The organism is Streptococcus oralis (assembly GCF_001578935.1).
Lineage (GTDB): Bacteria > Bacillota > Bacilli > Lactobacillales > Streptococcaceae > Streptococcus > Streptococcus oralis_R.
The window spans coordinates 127,397-143,999 of sequence record NZ_KQ969521.1 but is presented as its reverse complement, the minus strand read 5'-3'; the positions used below and the strand labels follow the sequence as shown (position 1 = coordinate 143,999).

Genomic DNA, 16,603 nt, shown 5'->3' with positions numbered 1-16,603 from the left:
GGTGGCATATTGTCAATGGTAAAATATCCCAAATCCTCGAAGGACTGAATGGCTACCGTTTTCCCTGCGCCACTCATCCCTGTTACAATTACCAGGTGAAGTTGTTTCTTTGTCATCTATCTCTCCTTATATCAAAAAAAAGTTTGGCAGAGCCAAACTTCAACTAGCTTATCCAATCTCTGCGATCACTTCAATTTCGACTTTTACATCACGAGGAAGACGTGCAACCTCTACAGCTGAACGAGCTGGGAACTCCTCTTTAAAGGCCGTTTGGTAAACCTCATTAAAAGGAACAAAGTCGTTCATATCGCTCAAGAAGCAAGTTGTTTTGACAACGTGATCAAAGTCCGTTCCCGCTTCTGCCAAAATAGCACCGATATTTTTCAAAACTTGTTCGGTCTGTTCTTGGATCGTTTCACCTACAATTTCTCCAGTTTCAGGAGATAGGGGAACTTGACCGCTAGCAAACAAAAGATTGCCAACGATTTTTCCTTGAACATAAGGTCCGATTGCTTTTGGAGCTTTGTCTGTATGAATTGTTTTTGCCATTTCTTTCCCTCACAATTTTTCTAATATTGCATCCCAAGCCTGATCCATCCCTGCCTTGCTGACAGATGAAAAGAGGATAAAGTCGTCACTTGGGTCAAAGTTTAATTTCTTTTTGATTGCTGATTCGTGCTTGTTCCACTTACCACGAGGAATCTTGTCCGCCTTAGTCGCAACAATGATGACCGGAATCTCATAATACTTGAGAAATTCGTACATCTGCACATCATCTGCTGACGGGTCATGACGAAGGTCAACTAGACTGACAACCGCACGAAGATTTCCCCGAGTCGTTAAGTACTCCTCAATCATGCGCCCCCACTTTTCACGCTCCTTTTTGGAAACGCGGGCATAGCCATAACCTGGAACATCCACAAAGCGCATCTTGTCATCAATGTTAAAGAAGTTGAGTAACTGGGTCTTTCCAGGTTTTCCTGATGTACGAGCAAGATTTTTGCGGTTCAGCATAGTGTTGATAAAGCTAGATTTGCCAACATTTGAACGCCCTGCAAGGGCAATCTCTGGCAGGTCATCCTGCGGATAGTGGGACTTGTTGGCCGCACTGAGCAAGATTTCAGCATTGTGTGTATTGATTTCCATAGTCACCTCTAGGCTGTTTCTAGGATTGGTTTTTCCGTTCCATCGACAGCTTCTTTCGTGATGCGGACCAATTTCACATTTTCTTGACTTGGCACTTCAAACATAACGTCTAGCATGGTTTCTTCAATGATTGAGCGAAGACCACGCGCACCAGTCTTACGTTCGATGGCTTTAGTGGCAATTTCTTGAAGAGCTTCATCGTCAAATTCCAACTCAACGTCATCATAAGAAAGCAAGGTTTGGTATTGTTTCACCAAGGCATTTCTTGGCTCTTTCAGGATGCGAACCAAGTCATCTACCGTCAATTGCTCAAGAGCAGCAAAGACAGGCAAGCGTCCAATCAACTCAGGGATAATACCGAATTTTTGAATGTCTTCTGCGATGATTTCTTGCATGTAGGAGCTGTTTTCGTCAATCGCCTTGTTATTTTGGCCAAAACCGATGACTTTTTCTCCCAGACGTTGTTTAACGATTTCTTCGATGCCATCAAAAGCACCACCCACGATAAAGAGGATATTTTTAGTATCCACCTGAATCATCTCTTGTTGTGGATGTTTGCGTCCTCCTTGAGGTGGCACGCTAGCGACAGTTCCCTCGATAATCTTGAGAAGGGCTTGTTGCACACCTTCACCCGAAACGTCACGTGTGATAGACACATTCTCGCTTTTCTTGGCAATTTTGTCAATTTCATCTACATAGATAATCCCACGTTCTGCACGTTCGATGTTAAAGTCAGCAGCCTGCAAGAGTTTGAGGAGGATATTTTCCACATCCTCACCCACATACCCAGCCTCAGTCAGAGCTGTCGCATCTGCAATAGCAAAAGGCACATTCAAGCTCTTAGCCAAAGTCTGAGCAAGGAAAGTTTTCCCAGAACCAGTTGGACCGATCATCAAGATGTTTGACTTCTGCAAATCCACATCTTCTGACTCTTCACGTGTATCGTGGAAATTGATGCGTTTGTAGTGATTGTATACAGCCACGGAAAGAGCACGTTTGGCACGATCCTGACCAATCACATAGTGGTTTAGGATATTGAGGAGTTCGATTGGTTTTGGTACTTCAGACAAGTCTGCCAAAACTTCCTCGGCCAACTCCTCCCGAATGATTTCCTGGGCCAACTCCACACATTCATTACAGATAAAGGCGTTGTTCCCAGCGATTATTTTCTTTACTTCTTCTTGGCTTTTGCCACAAAATGAGCAATAAACCATCATATCATTTTTCCTATTTGTAGGCATGATTTCCTTCCATTCTAATTTATCATTCTATCTAAAATAAGGTCATATAAAAAGCGTGGACACTGTTCACCAGATTGGTAAAAGCATTCAACCAGAGTAAGGCAGACAGTCCATAGCGCTTCTTACGAAAAGCCTGTGCTCCAGTCAAAATACAGATTACGCACAAAAAAGCTGTAAAAAATCCAAATATACTGCGCTCCATTAGACTTCCTTTCTATCTCGGTATTCGATGGTAAAATCATAGTCGTTTTTCTCATCTCGGGTGTAAGATTTGCTTGCGAACGTCTCAAAACGAGACAAGTCAAACGCCTCAGGGAAATAGGTATCTCCCTCTACCTGAGCATGAATCTGTGTCACGATGATTTCATCTAAATATGGCTCAAAAGCCTGAAAAATCTGTTTTCCGCCAATGATATAGAGATTTTTTTCCTGACTCTGATACCACGCTAAAACAGACTCCACATCTTGAAATACGAGCGCCCCATCTATGACTTCTTCGCTATTGCGCGTTAAAATCAAGGTTTGCCGTTTTGGAAGCAAACGACGTCCCATGCCATCAAAGGTCACTCGTCCCATCAGTATAGCATGATTTAAAGTTGTTTCCTTAAAATGTTGCAACTCTGCCGGCAAATGCCAAGGGAGACGATCTTCCTTCCCAATCACACCTTTTTCATCTTGGGCCCAAATGGCTATGATTTTCTTTGTCATGCTTCCGTCCTTTTTATTGATACTACTATTTTATCAAAATTCTCCCAAAAAGGCTGTTTTGAAACGCGCGCAAAAGAGAGAAAAGGAGCAGGCTTCATTTAGCCTGCTCCTCTCGTCCCTAGGACATATATTTTTTTGCTTCTGATTCGATTTTTTCGACCACTTCTTGGATACTTAGTCCAGTTGTGTCGAGGTAAACTGCATCCTCAGCCTGCTTGAGGGGCGAGGTTTCACGATGACTATCTTTGTAGTCACGTGCCGCAATTTCTTCTTTCAGCGTTTCCAAGTCAGTCTCAATCCCTTTAGCAATATTTTCCTTGTAACGACGCTCTGCTCTTTCTTCAACAGAAGCCACTAGGAAAATCTTGAGTTCAGCTTGTGGTAAAACAACTGTCCCGATATCACGCCCATCCATAACGATACCACCTTGCTGAGCAATCTCTTGCTGGAGAGAAACCAGTTTTTCACGCACTTCAGGAATGGCAGCGATGCTTGAAACCTTGTTGGTCACTTCATTTTCACGGATAGGATGGGTAATATCAACATCCCCTACAAAAACAAGTTGCTCACCTGTTTCTGAACGTCCAAAACTAATGGGGTGTTGGTTAAGAAGCTCAAGAAGTTGGTCTACATTTCCTGCATCCAACTGGTGCTTGAGCGCTATATAAGTCGCAGCACGGTACATAGCACCCGTATCGAGATAAGTGTAACCAAAATCCTTAGCAACAATCTTTGCGACCGTACTCTTACCACTGGAAGCCGGACCATCGATAGCAATTTGAATTGTCTTCATCACCAACTCCTATCTAGTCTTGATGACATCACCTGGGTTGGCAAACCAAGATCCAGATGACATGTGAGAAGGATTTAGGGCTTCTAGCTGGGCAATGGAAATCCCTGCACGTTGAGCAATCGCTGCTTCACCTTCTCCAGGATGCACAGTGAGTGTTCCTTCTCCTTCTGTATGATCTTCTGAACTGCTCTCTGAAGGAGTTATCTCAGAAGAAGCTGTTTCTTCTACCTTGCTACTTGAAGATGATGATACTTCCACTTTAGAACTTGAACTTGTAGAAGGAGACGATGCATCATAGAAGTCCTTCAAAGATGAAGTACGATTGCTTCCTCCGGTTGATAGGTAAATCAATACAACTACCATTGCTACAACGATTACAAAGAAGAGGCTAGCTAGAACCGTCAAGACACGATTCGCAACAACGCCTTTCCCTTTTTGTTTCCGGTGTCGACGCTCTGATCTTGTTTCTTCCTCATTGTTTTCGTAAATATCTTCTTGCCACGGTTCTTTTTCCATACCTTACTCCTTGTTTTTTTTACATTTTCTTATTACAATATAAATATGAAAGTCACACTTATACCCGAACGGTGCATCGCCTGCGGGCTTTGCCAAACTTATTCTGAACTCTTTGATTACCATGATAATGGAATCGTTCGATTTTACGATGATCCAGTTGAATTGCAAAGAGAAATCGCTGAGACCAGCGATGTTCTGGAGGCCATCAAAAATTGTCCTACAAGAGCACTTCTAAAAGATCCATCGTAGGAAGCAGGGAATGAATGTTATTGATTTTTTCTCATTTTTCCCACACTTACTAGTTTAGCATATTTCCATGCAAAATTATAGTCTTTTCTCTTTATTTTTTCTGTAAAATCAGGAAGGTCACTTTTTTCTTTGACGAGATAGAGTGGTCTTTTTTTGGTCTCTAGATAGATCTTACTGATATACTTACCGAGAATCCCAATCGTCAGGAGCTGAATCCCTCCAAGAAAAAGAATGACAGCCATCAAAGAGGTCCAACCAGATGTGGGATTTCCCAGGATAAGAGTCCGAAATACTACAAAAACAGTCATCACAAAAGAAAGAAAACAAGATAGGAGTCCCGCTACAAAGGCTATACTCAAGGGAAAATCTGAAAAGTTAAGAATCCCTTCAATCGAGTAGAAAAAGAGTTGTCTAAAACTCCAACTGGTCTTGCCAGCCTGTCGTTCAACGTTTGGATAATCAAGATAGTGCGTTTTAAAACCCACCCAGGCAAAGAGTCCTTTAGAAAATCGATTGGATTCGGTCAGGGTTAAAATAGCATCTACCACAGACCTTCTCATCATGCGAAAATCACGGACACCTGAGGGCAAGGCTACTGGGCTAATTTTTTGCATGAGGCGGTAAAAGAGGTCAGCACAGAAACTGCGGAAAAAGGGTTCTCCCTCCCGACTAGTTCTCCGTGTCCCAACACAGTCCAAGTCTGCATTTTGGTCTAGTAAGGCTTTCATCTCAAGCAGCATACTTGGAGGATCCTGAAGGTCTGCATCCATCACGACCACCAAGTCTCCAGTTGCATGCTGCAAGCCTGCGTAGATGGCTGCCTCTTTCCCAAAATTTCGAGAGAATGAGACATAACGGACCGCAGGATTTTGCTCCCGATAGGTCTTCAAAAGCTCCAAGGTCCCATCGCTTGAGCCATCGTCTACAAAGACGTATTCGACTTCTGCTCCCAAGTCAGGAAGCAGAGCTTCCACAGACTGATAAAAAAGAGGAAGTACTTCCTCTTCGTTTAGACAAGGGACGATGATTGAAATCATCATCTTAGTCTTCAAATCCATTTGGATGCTTGCTTTGCCAACGCCATGCGTCTTCACACATTTGGGTGATGTCGAGTTCTGCTTCCCATCCGAGCTCTGCTTTGGCTTTTGCTGGGTCTGAGTAGCAAGCAGCGATATCACCTGGGCGGCGTTCTACGATGCGATAAGGAATAGGACGTCCTACTGCTTTTTCCATATTTTGGATAATTTCAAGAACGGAGTAACCTTTACCAGTTCCAAGGTTATAAATATTAAGACCTGAACCTTTTTGGAGTTTTTTCAGAGCTGCAACGTGACCTTTGGCTAAATCGACGACATGGATATAGTCACGAACACCAGTTCCATCTTCTGTATCGTAATCATCTCCAAATACTTGCACTTGCTCTAGTTTGCCAACTGCTACTTGTGAAACATAAGGCAAGAGATTGTTTGGAATTCCATTAGGATTTTCTCCCAAGTCTCCACTTTCATGTGCTCCGATTGGGTTAAAGTAACGAAGTAAGACCACATTCCATTCTGAGTCTGCCTTGTAAATATCGGTCAAAATTTCCTCAAGCATAAGCTTGGTGCGACCATATGGATTGGTCACAGAAAGTGGGAAATCTTCTAAGATTGGAACTGTATGAGGGTCTCCGTAAACTGTCGCAGAAGAACTGAAGATGATGTTCTTACAATTAGCTTCTTCCATAGCTTTTAAAAGGCTGACAGTTCCAGCGATATTGTTGTCATAGTAGGCAAGAGGGATACGTGTAGATTCACCAACAGCCTTCAAACCAGCAAAGTGAATCACACCAGTCGGTTCTTCCTGCTTGAAAATATCTCTGAGTGTATCTGTGTCACGGATATCTGCCTCATAAAAAGGAATCTCGACTCCTGTAATTCTCTCAACAACTTCTAAACTTTTACGATTGCTATTGACAAGATTATCCACCACAACCACTTGATGACCTGCTTGGATCAACTCAATAACAGTGTGGGTTCCGATAAAACCAGCACCACCCGTTACCAAAATCTTTTCTTGCATCTTTTTTTCCTCGATTCTCGGATTATTTTTTCTTATTTTATCATTTTTGATAGGGAATGTCATTTGACATCCTAAACTACCTGCTAAAATTTCAGTAAAATCTTACTCGCTTTTTACTCGCTTGACATAGTTTGCAATTGGGTAGTTTACTGGGTCCAAGGTCAACTCCTTGTCTTGGACCAGTTGAGCTAGATGATACCCGATGATCGGACCCGTTGTGAGACCTGATGAACCTAGACCACTAGCCGCATAAACACCCGCTAAGCCTGGCACCTGTCCAAAGAAAGGGGAGAAATCACTGGTATAGGCGCGAATTCCTACTCGATCACCTCTTATAGTAGCTTCAGCCAAGGCTGGGTAGTATGGCAATGCTGCTTCCTCCATTTGTTGAAGCAAGGGTTCATCCACCGTCAAGTCAAATCCCATATCATTTTCATGAGTAGCGCCTAAGGACAATTTCCCACCTGAAAAAGGAATCAAATCCCACTCCCCTTCCGGCATGACAACAGGGTAGGCTTCCATGTCTTGGGCAAGCTGATAATCTTGGAGTTGCCCCTTTTGGGGACGAGCATCTACTTCATATCCTAAAGGCTCCAAAATGTCCCTCAACCAAGCTCCTGTTGCCAAAATAACCTGGTCAAATACCTCTTCACCAATCTGATAACCAGATGTTAAAGGTGTCAGAGTCACTTTTTCTTTGACCAGCTTGACCTGACTGGCTTCTAGCAGACGAGTCACTAAGAGGTGACCATCTACTCTTGCCCCACCAGAAGCATAGAGCAAGCGGTCGAATCCCTGCAAACCAGGAAATAATTCATTAGCTGAGGCTTGATCCATGATAGCTAACTGACCTATCAAGGGAGATTCTTCCCTACGCTGGAGGGCTAGTTCATAGAGTTCTTCTAACTTGGATTCATCCTTTTTCAAGAGAAAAACTCCTGAGCGTTGGTAAAAGTCGATTTCCTGACCAGATTTTTCTAAATCAGCCAACAAATCCACATAAAAGTCAGCCCCCAAACGCGCCATCTTGTACCAAGCTTTATTGCGTCGTTTTGAAAACCAAGGACTGATAATTCCTGCTGCTGCCTTGGTAGCCTGCCCCTGTCCATGGTCAAAGACGGTAACCTCTAGGTCACTTTCTTTCGAGAGGTAGTAGGCAGCTGTTGCCCCTACAATCCCTGCTCCGATAATGGCTACTTTTTTCATTGTCTTCACCTTCTATCTAGATATGGTGGAAAGGATCGGTCGATGCCTGACTAGGCAAGATATCAATGCCCCAAGCTTTCTCTTCCTTCCATTGAGTAAGAAGTGCTGCAATTTTTTCCACAAAAAGCACTTCGATATAATGACCTGGATCCAGTGCCAACAAGCCATCAGACAACATATCCTGAGCTGTGTGATAGTAAATATCACCAGTGATGTAGACATCTGCCCCCTTTGTCAAAGCATCCGAGTAGAAAGACTGCCCGCTGCCACCACATATGGCTACTCTTGAAATAGGCTTCTGCAAATCACTCTCTTGATAATGTACCATTCGAAGACTATCTAGGCCAAAGACTTGCTTGACATGCTGGGCCAATTCTCCAAAGGTCTGAGGATGAATATTCCCAATACGACCAATCCCACGTTCAGGACCTGTTTCCTGAAGATAAGTCGTCTCCTCAATGCCTAGCATCTGACAGAACCAGTCATTGAGACCATTTTCAACAATGTCAATATTGGTATGGCTGACATAAACTGCAATGTCATGCTTGATGAGGTCGATGTAAATCTGATTTTGCGGACGGTTGGCAACCAAGTCCTTGATAGGACGAAAAATTGGTGCGTGCTTGACGATAATCAAGTCCACACCCTTTTCAACGGCCTCTGCCACCGTCTCTTCACGTATATCGAGGGCAACCATAACCCTTTGGATTTCCTTGTCTAGAGTACCGATTTGCAGACCGTGGCTATCTCCCTCCATAGAAAATTCCTGGGGGCAAAAGGCTTCGTAGCGTTTTATCACTTCACTTGCTAGCATGGAGAACCTCCTTGATGGCTTGAATTTTATCTGATAAAATTTGACGTTCCTCCAGATTTTTTTCTGGAATTTGACTAAGAGCAAATTCTAACTTAGCAGTTTCCTTTTGCCATTTTTGGACAAAGACTGGACTGACTTCTTTGGACAAGAAAGGACCAAAGCGGACATCACTGGCAGATAACTTCATTTGTCCAGCTTCCACTACTAGAATTTCATAAAACTTGCCAGCTTCTTCTAGGATGCTTTCTGCTACAATCTGAAAACCGTGATCTTGTAGCCAAATGCGCAAGTCGTCTTCACGATTATTGGGTTGGAGGATCAAACGTTCTACATTAGCTATTTTGTCCAAACCTTCTTCCAATATGGTAGCAATCAAACGGCCTCCCATACCAGCAATGGTGATAACCGAGACTTGGTCTACCTCCTCAAATGCTGCCAAGCCATTGGCTAAACGAACCTGAATTTTCTCCTTTAGACCGTGAGTCTCAACATTTTTCACCGCTGACTGGTAGGGGCCTTCCACCACCTCACCTGCAATGGCGCTTTTGATTTGGCCTCTCTCGACTAACTCGATAGGCAGATAAGCATGGTCACTCCCCACATCTAGTAAAATGGCACCTTGCGGTACAAATGATGCCACCAATTCTAATCTCTTTGAAATCATCTTCTCTCTCTTTCCAAAACTCTATTACCTCTTATTATACCATATTTCAGCTAGCAACCTTGCACCTAAAAAGACCGCAATCCACAGATTGCAGTCTTTCTTTATTTTCTAGCTTGATAACGACTGGTTAGAATGAAAATAACCGTAAAGACCAGTATCATGGCCCCATAAATAGGCAACGTTTGTCCAGTCAAGGTCGAAATTTCAAGTAGCTTTTGAATCATTGGGAAAAGAGCTGTGGCTAGGAAGCCTCCTACTGACCAGACAATCAAGAGAACTCGCCAGAGGGTGAATGGCATGCAGGCTCTAAATACGGATAAGAAACCGATAGACCCAAGGAGATAATAGAGTAGGGTTGAGATTTCTATCTCAGACCAGCCTTGACTCGCTCCAAATAGTTTCACAAAGAGAACGCTGAACACGACCATGAGTGCACTTGGTAGGGCACGAATCATGGATCTTCTGAGGAAATTTGGCTCAACAGGTTTGATATTCCGCTCAAAAGTCAGAACGAATGGTGGGAACCCTTCCACGAATTGGTCGATCATGGTAATCTGGATCGGAATGAAAGGGAAAATCAAAATCCACTCAGACCGTCCCAGCAAAGCACTGGCGATACAGATAACTGCTAACAGGAAGGAATAAATCGTCTTAATCAAGAAAATTGGTGCGATGTGGGCGATGTTATTGACCACACGACGACCTTCAAAGAGAATTTCAGGAACATCATTAAAGTCTGAGTTCAAGAGAACCAGATTAGCAATCTGACGAGTCGCAGGATCTCCTTCAGCCATAACGATAGAACAATCCGCCTCACGAAGGGCCAGGATATCATTGACTCCGTCACCTGTCATAGCCGTTGTATGCCCTGCTTTTTTCAGCGTTTGGATGATGAGTTTCTTTTGATGAGGGGAAACACGACCAAAAATTGCTGTTCCCTCAGCCATGGCAATCAATTCCTCATCCGTGATTTTTGAGCAATCTACATAGCTGTGATAGTCGGCAAAGCCAGCCTTCTGGGCAATGCTGGATACAGTGACCGGATTGTCACCAGATATAATTTTGAGGCCCACTTCCTGAGAACGGAGATAGTCCAGCGTCTCAGCAGCTCCTTCTCGAATGGGGTCCAAGATCTCCAGCAAGGCTAGGGCTTGAATGTCAGATGGTTTCTGAGGTTTGCGATGGTCTAATTTTTCCTGACTGAGGGCCAAGACCAAGACACGTGAGCCTCTCTCCAAGGCCTGTCTAGCTTCAGGGACTTCATTTTCAAGCAACATCTCAGGCGCCCCTAAGAAAACTGTCCCTAGACCTTCCAATTCCATAGCACCCCACTTGCGGTCGCTTGAGAAGGGAAGATTCGAGATCATAGGATAGGCAACCTGTCCTTGGAAACGCTGGCGAATGGCTTGGGCTGTTGGATTTTTATCCTCACTGTGAGCGATATAGCTGGTCAAAATGCTGGCAATAGTCTCGTCACCATAAGTTTCCGTCAGCGGAAGAACCGCCTCCACCTGCATCTTTCCTTGGGTGATGGTGCCCGTCTTGTCCAGACAGAGCATATCCACGCGCGCCAAGGTCTCAACAGAGTACATCTCCTGGACCAAGACCTTTTTCAAGCCCAGCTTGATCACTGCAGTCAAGAGCGAAGTAATGGTCAAAAGGGCGATTCCTTTGGGCAACATCCCTAAAAGGGCTGTTGACGAATTTACAACGGATGACTTGAGGGGCAAACCTTTTAACATCAAGGCTTCTAGCAAGAGGGCCAATCCAAAGGGAATGATAATCTTCCCAGTAAAACCAGCTAGCTTGTCCAGCGATTTCATGATACGGGAGTTGATCGGTTTCACCGTCTTAGCTTCCAGCATGAGTTTGGAAGCATAGTTGTCTGCTCCGACATGGTGAACTTGAGCCAAAACTGCGCCACTGGCTAGAAAACTGCCTGATAAAAGCAGAGCATCCACTTCTTTTTGCACCAAATCACTCTCACCGGTCAACATGGCTTCATTGACTTCCGCAAAGCCTTCCAAAACCAAGGCATCACTAGGAATCTGCTCTCCAGCAGACAAACGAATGACATCTCCTAGGACTAATTCTTCTGGATCGAGAGCAACTTCTTGACCATCACGAATGGTTTTGACTTTTTCCTTGGTCATGAGATTGAGCTTGTCCACCATGTGTTTGGCTCGTAGCTCAGTCACAATCCCAGAAAAAGCGTTAAAGCAGATAACGGCAAAGAAGACCAGATTGCTCCAAGCCTGCACAAAGGCCAGCGCTAGGGCAATAACAAAGTTTAATGCGTTAAAAAGTGTAAAAACATTTCGTTTAAAAATTTGCCAAGTACTGGTACTAGCTGAAGCGGTAAAGTCATTGACCAAACCTTGAGCCTGTCTTTCCTTGACTTCTCTTTGGGTTAATCCTATAATCTTATTTTTATCCATAAACTCTATCATATCATTTTTTCTAGAAAAATTCTAATCTCATCCAAAAACTGTTGGCTGATAACTGAAAAAGTTTGCCAGCAGTCTTTTGATAAGGTATAATAATAAAAGCAATACAATCGAAGGAGATCTCATGTTTTATACTTATTTGCGTGGACTGGTCATGCTGATCTTGTGGTCCATCAATGGCAATGCCCACTATCACAATACTGATAAAATCCCTAGCCGAAACGAAAACTATATTCTCGTCGCACCTCACCGTACCTGGTGGGATCCTGTTTATATGGCCTTTGCGACCAAGCCAAAACAGTTCATCTTTATGGCCAAAAAAGAGCTGTTTAACAACCGTATCTTTGGCTGGTGGATCCGTATGTGCGGCGCCTTTCCTATCGACCGGGAAAAACCTAATGCCTCTGCCATCAAATACCCTATCAACGTCCTCAAAAAAAGCGACCGCTCTCTCATCATGTTTCCAAGTGGGAGCCGTCACTCAAACGATGTCAAGGGTGGAGTTGCCTTGATTGCCAAAATGGCTAAGGTCCGTATCATGCCTGTTACCTACACCGGTCCCATGACCTTGAAGGGCTTGGTTAGCCGTGAGCGTGTCGATATGAACTTTGGAAATCCAATCGATATCTCAGATATCAAGAAAATGAATGATGAAGGAATCGAAATGGTTGCAGACCGCATCCAAGCTGAATTCCAACGTTTAGACGAAGAAACCAAGCAATGGCACAATGATAAAAAACCAAACCCACTCTGGTGGTTTGTTCGAATCCCAGCCCTTATCCTTGCTGTGATTGTTGGTATCCTAACGATTATCTTTACCTTCATCGCAAGCTTTATCTGGAATCCAGATAAGAAGAGAGAGAAACTTGGTTAAAAAATACAAATATCCCTTGGCTTTTACCAAGGGATATTTCTTTTATGCAATTTTCCATTTTTGAGCCAACCAGTTGGAAAAGGCTAGAAACCGCTCAGCCACTTGCTCATGATGCCCATAGGGATCAAAGACAAACTGACCAGTCGGATAACGTTTCTGAAGACTGGTATGGATCTGCTCAGCATAGGCTGGTGCTTGAGCCAAGCGATTAGTATGATGGGCTCCTTCTGTTTGGCCATTCTGTAAATACAGCAAACAGTCCAAATTTTTCACCTTTTCTTCCTTGCAGTAAGTCACAAAATCAGGATACCAAAAGGAACCACAGATAGAGAAGATACAGGGGACCTTGTCAAAATGGAAAAGACTGTATACTGCCGCCAAACCACCTAGTGAGTATCCTCCATAAGCAAGGCGATTTTTGTCCAGGCGATAAAGCGACTGCAACTTGTCTAAAAGACCTCCAAATAAATGATCATGATAGGCAGTTGCCTGACCGCCAAAATCTGGAGCCCCATCTTTCAGAGCAGATGCCTTCCATGGAGTGTAGTCGTCTAGGCGATTTTTAGAGGTCAAGCCCACTAAAATCACAGATTCTGAAAGGGAAGATAGAAAATTCAAGTTTCCATCATTCAGGAGAATAGCTGGATAGGTTTGATTGGGATCATAGGTCGAAGGAAGACTGACCTTGACTTGGATCCCTTCCCAATCAAACTCATTATTTATTGATAAAGTCATTGATTTTCTCAAGGGAATCAATCACTGCTGGGCCATAGTCCATCAACTCATCGTAAGAAATGGTCATAATTTTTTGATTCTTAATTGCAGGAACGTTTTCCAAAACTTCATTTGCCTTCATCAACTCTACTGCGTTGGCATCCAATTTTTTATTGCGGTCGCTGGTTACATAGATAATCAACTCAGGATCCATTGACACGAGATTTTCCAAGGTCAAGCCTGATGTTCCCGTTGCGACGTTGGTATAACCAAGTTGATTTAGAAGGCTCTCTTGCAAAGCAGACTTGTAAGCGCCGAAGGTTTCGTCATTATAAGCAACCATAATCAAAGCCTTTTTCTTTTCACCTTGGCTTGCTGGGTTTGCTTTCTTAACAGCGTCAATTTTAGCTTGTAATTGGGCTGCGTATTCATTAGCCTTGTCCTGAACATTGAAAATCATTCCAAGATTTTTGACATCTTCTACGATATTTCCCAAATCTTGCTGAATCGTTGAGAGAGAAGCTTTTTGCGTATAGACTGGGATTTTATTTTCATTCCAAGTGCTAACTGTTCCCAAGGATTTTTCAGAAAACATCATGTTTCGACCCATCACCGCATCTGGTTCATAAGAAAGGACTGTCTCTTGAGAGACTGTTTTTTTATCCCCAATTTGAGGAATCGTCGCAATCGCGTCCTTGTATTTGTCTGTTACAACATTGTCCGGGTTGAGCATGCCAGCAATTTTATCCTTCAAGCCTAGCTCCAATAAGATTTCAGTGGTTGAAAGATTGTTGGTGATAATTTTTTCAGGTGCCTTGTCAAAGACTTGTTCGACTTCATTTCCCTTAGCGTCATAGGTTTTGACCGTTAACGGATAAGTCGTCTCTGTACTGGCCTTTTGACTTGTTTCTGTGCTAGACTGTGTGGTAGCTTTTTCTGTAGTAGTGTTACCACAAGCTGCCATGGTTAGGGTAGCTACTGTTACGAGTAAAATGCTTAGTGTTTTTTTCATCTTGTTTTCCTTTTCATTCTTATAAATAGTGAATCATGGCTTGCTGATCCTCAGTCCAAGTCACCTGACTTTGAACTCCATATACAGTTTGCAATGACTCAGGGGTGATGGTCTCCTTTGGAGTACCTTGGTAAAGGATTTCCCCCTCTTTCATCAGATAGAGATAATCCGAATAGCGACAAGCAAGTTGAATATCATGTAGGACAGCTAGAACATTAACCTTAAGATTCTTCACAATGGCCAACAAGTCTAGCTGGTACTTGATATCTAGGTGATTGGTTGGTTCGTCCAGGAGCAAGAGAGTCGGTTCTTGCGCTAAGGCACGGGCTAATAAGACTCGTTGCTTTTCTCCCCCTGACAGAGATGAATAGAGACGAGTTTTCTTCTCAAGCATATCCACCTTGACGAGGGCATCTTGAACAAGGGCATAATCCCTTTCCTTTTCCTTCTGTAAAAAAGAGAGGTGTGGAGTCCTTCCCAGCAAGACGATTTCCTCAACTGTACAATCAAACTGCAATTGGTTAAACTGGGTGACAACTGCCATTTGCTTGGCTGTTTCTTTGAGTGACCAATGCTCCAGTGACTTTCCATCTAAGCTTATCAAGCCTTTGTCCGCCCTTTCCTGACGATAGAGGAGTTTAAGCAGACTGGTTTTCCCACTTCCATTTGGCCCTAATATCGTGTGGAATTGATGCCCCTCAACCTTAAGAGAAACTCCTTTGAGGATTTTTTTCTCTCCCAGTCCAAAGTGGACATCCTGACAAATCAAGTCCATATCAGGCCCTCACCTCCCTTCGCCTACCTCCAACAATGTAGATAAAGAAGGGAGCACCTACTAAGGCTGTGAAAATACCAATTGGAAGCTCAGCATTTGGAATGATGACACGAGAGAGTACATCCGCCCAGACGACAAAGAGGGCACCCAGTAAGGTCGCAACGGGAAAAAGTCTCCTGTAATTCGTTCCTACTAACCCTCGAGCTAAGTGAGGAGTAATGAGACCAACAAATCCAATAATCCCACAAGTTGCCACCAAGACTGCTGTCAGCACAGCCACCATGGTCACATAAAGATACCAATAGAAGCGTAAGGGTATCCCCAAAGTTAAAGCAGCTTCATCTCCCATCATCATCGCATTAAAAACACGATACTGAGTAGCGAAAAATAGAAAGGCCATTCCTACTACTATAGTTGGCAGGACCAAGTCTGCCCAGGTAGTCCCAGCAAGCGAGCCCATGGTCCAAAACTTAATGGTCATCACACTGTCAGCATTAGCACCAACTGAGATGATAAAGTTGGAAAATGCCAGAAAAAGGGCATTGACCACCGTTCCTGATAAGATCAGACTAGAAGTCGTCATCCTTCCCTGCATAGAGGCAATGATAAGGACAGCAATTGTTGCCAAAATAGCTCCAAGAAAAGCTCCAAGGCTAATCATCACTTTCAAACCGAGAATGATGCTCAAGGTTGCCCCTAGAGTTGCACCCGCAGAGATGCCTAAGACATAGGGCTCAGCAATGGGGTTGTTTACTGTGGACTGCATCACGCTACCACACATCGAAAGACCAGCCCCTATTATCAAGCCTAACAATACTCGAGGGAATCTCATATTCCATACAATGGCAAGAGTGGACTTAGAAACCTCTCCCATCTCAAGAGGAAAACCCAACCTGCTCAAAATAATCCGATAGGTATCGCCTAGATCAATCGCAACGGATCCCATAGAAACTGCTAGAAAGAGCGAAATCCCTAAAACAGCTAGCAAAATACCTAAAAGTAACACAAATTGCAGGTCCCGTCGGCTTCCAGAAAATTTGGAAAGCATGCAAACCTCCTTTGATAGAATCTTAAAAATTTAGAAAATTCTCATGAAAAGTATACCATATTTCTATTAGATGAACAAGGATAGAAGCATATATAGAAAAAGCCCTCTGAAATCTGAGAGCTTGATTTGAGCTCGGGCTATAATCCTAGTGAAAAAGATGAAACTCCTTGCGTTCATCAAACACTGTGTTGTTTCCCTATTTTCATACGGATTTTTGGCGCCCTTAGCATCATAATTCTTGCTGGATAAAACGTTTATAGACTAGGCGACAAGCCGAAGATTGTACAAAAATGTTAGTGAAACAAAAAATCTCCCCGAAGGGAGTGAACTGCCCC

19 protein-coding genes are annotated in these 16,603 nt (G+C 43.5%); 2 read left to right on the top strand and 17 right to left on the bottom strand.

Features of this window, described 5'->3' with window-relative positions; genetic code table 11:
* The 7 genes from SORDD15_RS10385 to SORDD15_RS00720 form a co-directional block, all read right to left on the bottom strand.
* Positions 1-116: RNase adapter RapZ (locus SORDD15_RS10385; RefSeq protein ID WP_330996574.1), on the bottom strand; the 116-nt coding region annotated here is incomplete at its 3' end.
* A 52-nt stretch (positions 117-168) separates the two neighbouring features.
* A complete protein-coding gene (locus tag SORDD15_RS00750) occupies positions 169-549 on the bottom strand; it encodes a RidA family protein (RefSeq protein WP_001140420.1) in 381 nt (126 codons plus the stop codon).
* A 9-nt stretch (positions 550-558) separates the two neighbouring features.
* Positions 559-1,146: a ribosome biogenesis GTP-binding protein YihA/YsxC gene (gene yihA, locus SORDD15_RS00745; RefSeq protein ID WP_061413515.1), complete on the bottom strand. Its 588-nt coding sequence runs from the start codon at positions 1,144-1,146 to the stop codon at positions 559-561.
* Positions 1,147-1,154: 8 nt separating this feature from the next.
* The gene (gene clpX, locus SORDD15_RS00740; RefSeq protein ID WP_061413513.1) at positions 1,155-2,387 is read right to left on the bottom strand and encodes an ATP-dependent Clp protease ATP-binding subunit ClpX; all 1,233 of its coding nucleotides are present in this window, start codon (positions 2,385-2,387) and stop codon (positions 1,155-1,157) included.
* Between the two features lie 201 nt (positions 2,388-2,588).
* On the bottom strand, positions 2,589-3,095 hold the full coding sequence (locus SORDD15_RS00730) for a dihydrofolate reductase (protein ID WP_061413511.1): 507 nt from the start codon (positions 3,093-3,095) through the stop codon (positions 2,589-2,591).
* A 118-nt stretch (positions 3,096-3,213) separates the two neighbouring features.
* Positions 3,214-3,888 (bottom strand): (d)CMP kinase, encoded by a 675-nt coding sequence (gene cmk / locus SORDD15_RS00725; RefSeq protein ID WP_000849406.1) that lies wholly within the window; start codon positions 3,886-3,888, stop codon positions 3,214-3,216.
* Positions 3,889-3,897: 9 nt separating this feature from the next.
* Complete coding sequence (locus tag SORDD15_RS00720) at positions 3,898-4,404, bottom strand: SAG1386/EF1546 family surface-associated protein (protein ID WP_061413509.1); 507 nt, start codon at positions 4,402-4,404, stop codon at positions 3,898-3,900.
* Positions 4,405-4,449: 45 nt separating this feature from the next.
* On the opposite strand from SORDD15_RS00720, the gene SORDD15_RS09855 reads away from it, so the two are divergent.
* Positions 4,450-4,653, top strand: a complete 204-nt coding sequence (locus tag SORDD15_RS09855; protein ID WP_002874767.1) for a ferredoxin — start codon at positions 4,450-4,452, stop codon at positions 4,651-4,653.
* Between the two features lie 17 nt (positions 4,654-4,670).
* Here SORDD15_RS09855 and SORDD15_RS00715 read toward each other — a convergent pair whose 3' ends face one another.
* The 6 genes from SORDD15_RS00715 to SORDD15_RS00690 all read right to left on the bottom strand — a co-directional run bounded on the left by SORDD15_RS00715 (position 4,671) and on the right by SORDD15_RS00690 (position 11,836).
* A complete protein-coding gene (locus tag SORDD15_RS00715; RefSeq protein ID WP_061415611.1) occupies positions 4,671-5,693 on the bottom strand; it encodes a glycosyltransferase family 2 protein in 1,023 nt (340 codons plus the stop codon).
* 1 nt (position 5,694) lies between these two features.
* Positions 5,695-6,714 carry a UDP-glucose 4-epimerase GalE gene (gene galE / locus SORDD15_RS00710; RefSeq protein WP_061413508.1) on the bottom strand — a complete coding sequence of 340 codons (1,020 nt, stop codon included), beginning with the start codon at positions 6,712-6,714 and terminating at the stop codon, positions 5,695-5,697.
* 102 nt (positions 6,715-6,816) lie between these two features.
* Entirely contained in the window at positions 6,817-7,920 is a 1,104-nt protein-coding gene (locus tag SORDD15_RS00705) for an NAD(P)/FAD-dependent oxidoreductase (RefSeq protein ID WP_061413506.1), read from the bottom strand.
* A gap of 16 nt (positions 7,921-7,936) precedes the next feature.
* Positions 7,937-8,734, bottom strand: coding sequence for a Nif3-like dinuclear metal center hexameric protein (locus SORDD15_RS00700; RefSeq protein ID WP_061413504.1), 798 nt, complete (start codon positions 8,732-8,734; stop codon positions 7,937-7,939).
* Complete coding sequence (locus tag SORDD15_RS00695) at positions 8,721-9,398, bottom strand: tRNA (adenine(22)-N(1))-methyltransferase (protein WP_061413502.1); 678 nt, start codon at positions 9,396-9,398, stop codon at positions 8,721-8,723. Before SORDD15_RS00695 ends, SORDD15_RS00700 begins: the two co-directional genes overlap by 14 nt.
* A gap of 101 nt (positions 9,399-9,499) precedes the next feature.
* Positions 9,500-11,836, bottom strand: coding sequence for a cation-translocating P-type ATPase (locus SORDD15_RS00690; RefSeq protein WP_061413500.1), 2,337 nt, complete (start codon positions 11,834-11,836; stop codon positions 9,500-9,502).
* A gap of 133 nt (positions 11,837-11,969) precedes the next feature.
* Between SORDD15_RS00690 and SORDD15_RS00685 the strand changes: the two genes are divergently transcribed.
* Positions 11,970-12,719, top strand: coding sequence for a lysophospholipid acyltransferase family protein (locus SORDD15_RS00685; RefSeq protein WP_061413498.1), 750 nt, complete (start codon positions 11,970-11,972; stop codon positions 12,717-12,719).
* A 42-nt stretch (positions 12,720-12,761) separates the two neighbouring features.
* Here SORDD15_RS00685 and SORDD15_RS00680 read toward each other — a convergent pair whose 3' ends face one another.
* From SORDD15_RS00680 to SORDD15_RS00665, 4 genes are read right to left on the bottom strand one after another with little or no spacing between them, the layout of a single operon-like run.
* On the bottom strand, positions 12,762-13,454 hold the full coding sequence (locus SORDD15_RS00680) for an alpha/beta hydrolase-fold protein (protein WP_061413496.1): 693 nt from the start codon (positions 13,452-13,454) through the stop codon (positions 12,762-12,764).
* A complete protein-coding gene (locus SORDD15_RS00675; protein WP_061413494.1) occupies positions 13,435-14,445 on the bottom strand; it encodes an ABC transporter substrate-binding protein in 1,011 nt (336 codons plus the stop codon). The genes SORDD15_RS00680 and SORDD15_RS00675 overlap by 20 nt, the downstream gene beginning before the upstream one ends.
* 19 nt (positions 14,446-14,464) lie before the next feature.
* Entirely contained in the window at positions 14,465-15,220 is a 756-nt protein-coding gene (locus tag SORDD15_RS00670; RefSeq protein WP_061413492.1) for an ABC transporter ATP-binding protein, read from the bottom strand.
* A gap of 1 nt (position 15,221) precedes the next feature.
* Entirely contained in the window at positions 15,222-16,268 is a 1,047-nt protein-coding gene (locus SORDD15_RS00665) for a FecCD family ABC transporter permease (protein WP_061413490.1), read from the bottom strand.
* Positions 16,269-16,603 lie beyond the last annotated feature (335 nt).

Excerpts from the sequence above, each read along its gene's own strand:
- SORDD15_RS00715 (WP_061415611.1), bottom strand. The coding sequence starts at position 5,693 with ATGATGATTTCAATCATCGTCCCTTGTCTAAACGAAGAGGAAGTACTT.
- cmk (WP_000849406.1), bottom strand. The coding sequence starts at position 3,888 with ATGAAGACAATTCAAATTGCTATCGATGGTCCGGCTTCCAGTGGTAAG.
- SORDD15_RS00680 (WP_061413496.1), bottom strand. The coding sequence starts at position 13,454 with ATGACTTTATCAATAAATAATGAGTTTGATTGGGAAGGGATCCAAGTC.
- SORDD15_RS00685 (WP_061413498.1), top strand. The coding sequence starts at position 11,970 with ATGTTTTATACTTATTTGCGTGGACTGGTCATGCTGATCTTGTGGTCC.
- SORDD15_RS00705 (WP_061413506.1), bottom strand. The coding sequence starts at position 7,920 with ATGAAAAAAGTAGCCATTATCGGAGCAGGGATTGTAGGGGCAACAGCT.
- SORDD15_RS00665 (WP_061413490.1), bottom strand. The coding sequence starts at position 16,268 with ATGCTTTCCAAATTTTCTGGAAGCCGACGGGACCTGCAATTTGTGTTA.
- SORDD15_RS00730 (WP_061413511.1), bottom strand. The coding sequence starts at position 3,095 with ATGACAAAGAAAATCATAGCCATTTGGGCCCAAGATGAAAAAGGTGTG.
- SORDD15_RS00675 (WP_061413494.1), bottom strand. The coding sequence starts at position 14,445 with ATGAAAAAAACACTAAGCATTTTACTCGTAACAGTAGCTACCCTAACC.
- yihA (WP_061413515.1), bottom strand. The coding sequence starts at position 1,146 with ATGGAAATCAATACACACAATGCTGAAATCTTGCTCAGTGCGGCCAAC.
- SORDD15_RS00700 (WP_061413504.1), bottom strand. The coding sequence starts at position 8,734 with ATGCTAGCAAGTGAAGTGATAAAACGCTACGAAGCCTTTTGCCCCCAG.
- SORDD15_RS00690 (WP_061413500.1), bottom strand. The coding sequence starts at position 11,836 with ATGGATAAAAATAAGATTATAGGATTAACCCAAAGAGAAGTCAAGGAA.
- SORDD15_RS00720 (WP_061413509.1), bottom strand. The coding sequence starts at position 4,404 with ATGGAAAAAGAACCGTGGCAAGAAGATATTTACGAAAACAATGAGGAA.
- SORDD15_RS00670 (WP_061413492.1), bottom strand. The coding sequence starts at position 15,220 with ATGGACTTGATTTGTCAGGATGTCCACTTTGGACTGGGAGAGAAAAAA.
- SORDD15_RS00695 (WP_061413502.1), bottom strand. The coding sequence starts at position 9,398 with ATGATTTCAAAGAGATTAGAATTGGTGGCATCATTTGTACCGCAAGGT.
- galE (WP_061413508.1), bottom strand. The coding sequence starts at position 6,714 with ATGCAAGAAAAGATTTTGGTAACGGGTGGTGCTGGTTTTATCGGAACC.
- clpX (WP_061413513.1), bottom strand. The coding sequence starts at position 2,387 with ATGCCTACAAATAGGAAAAATGATATGATGGTTTATTGCTCATTTTGT.
- SORDD15_RS09855 (WP_002874767.1), top strand. The coding sequence starts at position 4,450 with ATGAAAGTCACACTTATACCCGAACGGTGCATCGCCTGCGGGCTTTGC.
- SORDD15_RS00750 (WP_001140420.1), bottom strand. The coding sequence starts at position 549 with ATGGCAAAAACAATTCATACAGACAAAGCTCCAAAAGCAATCGGACCT.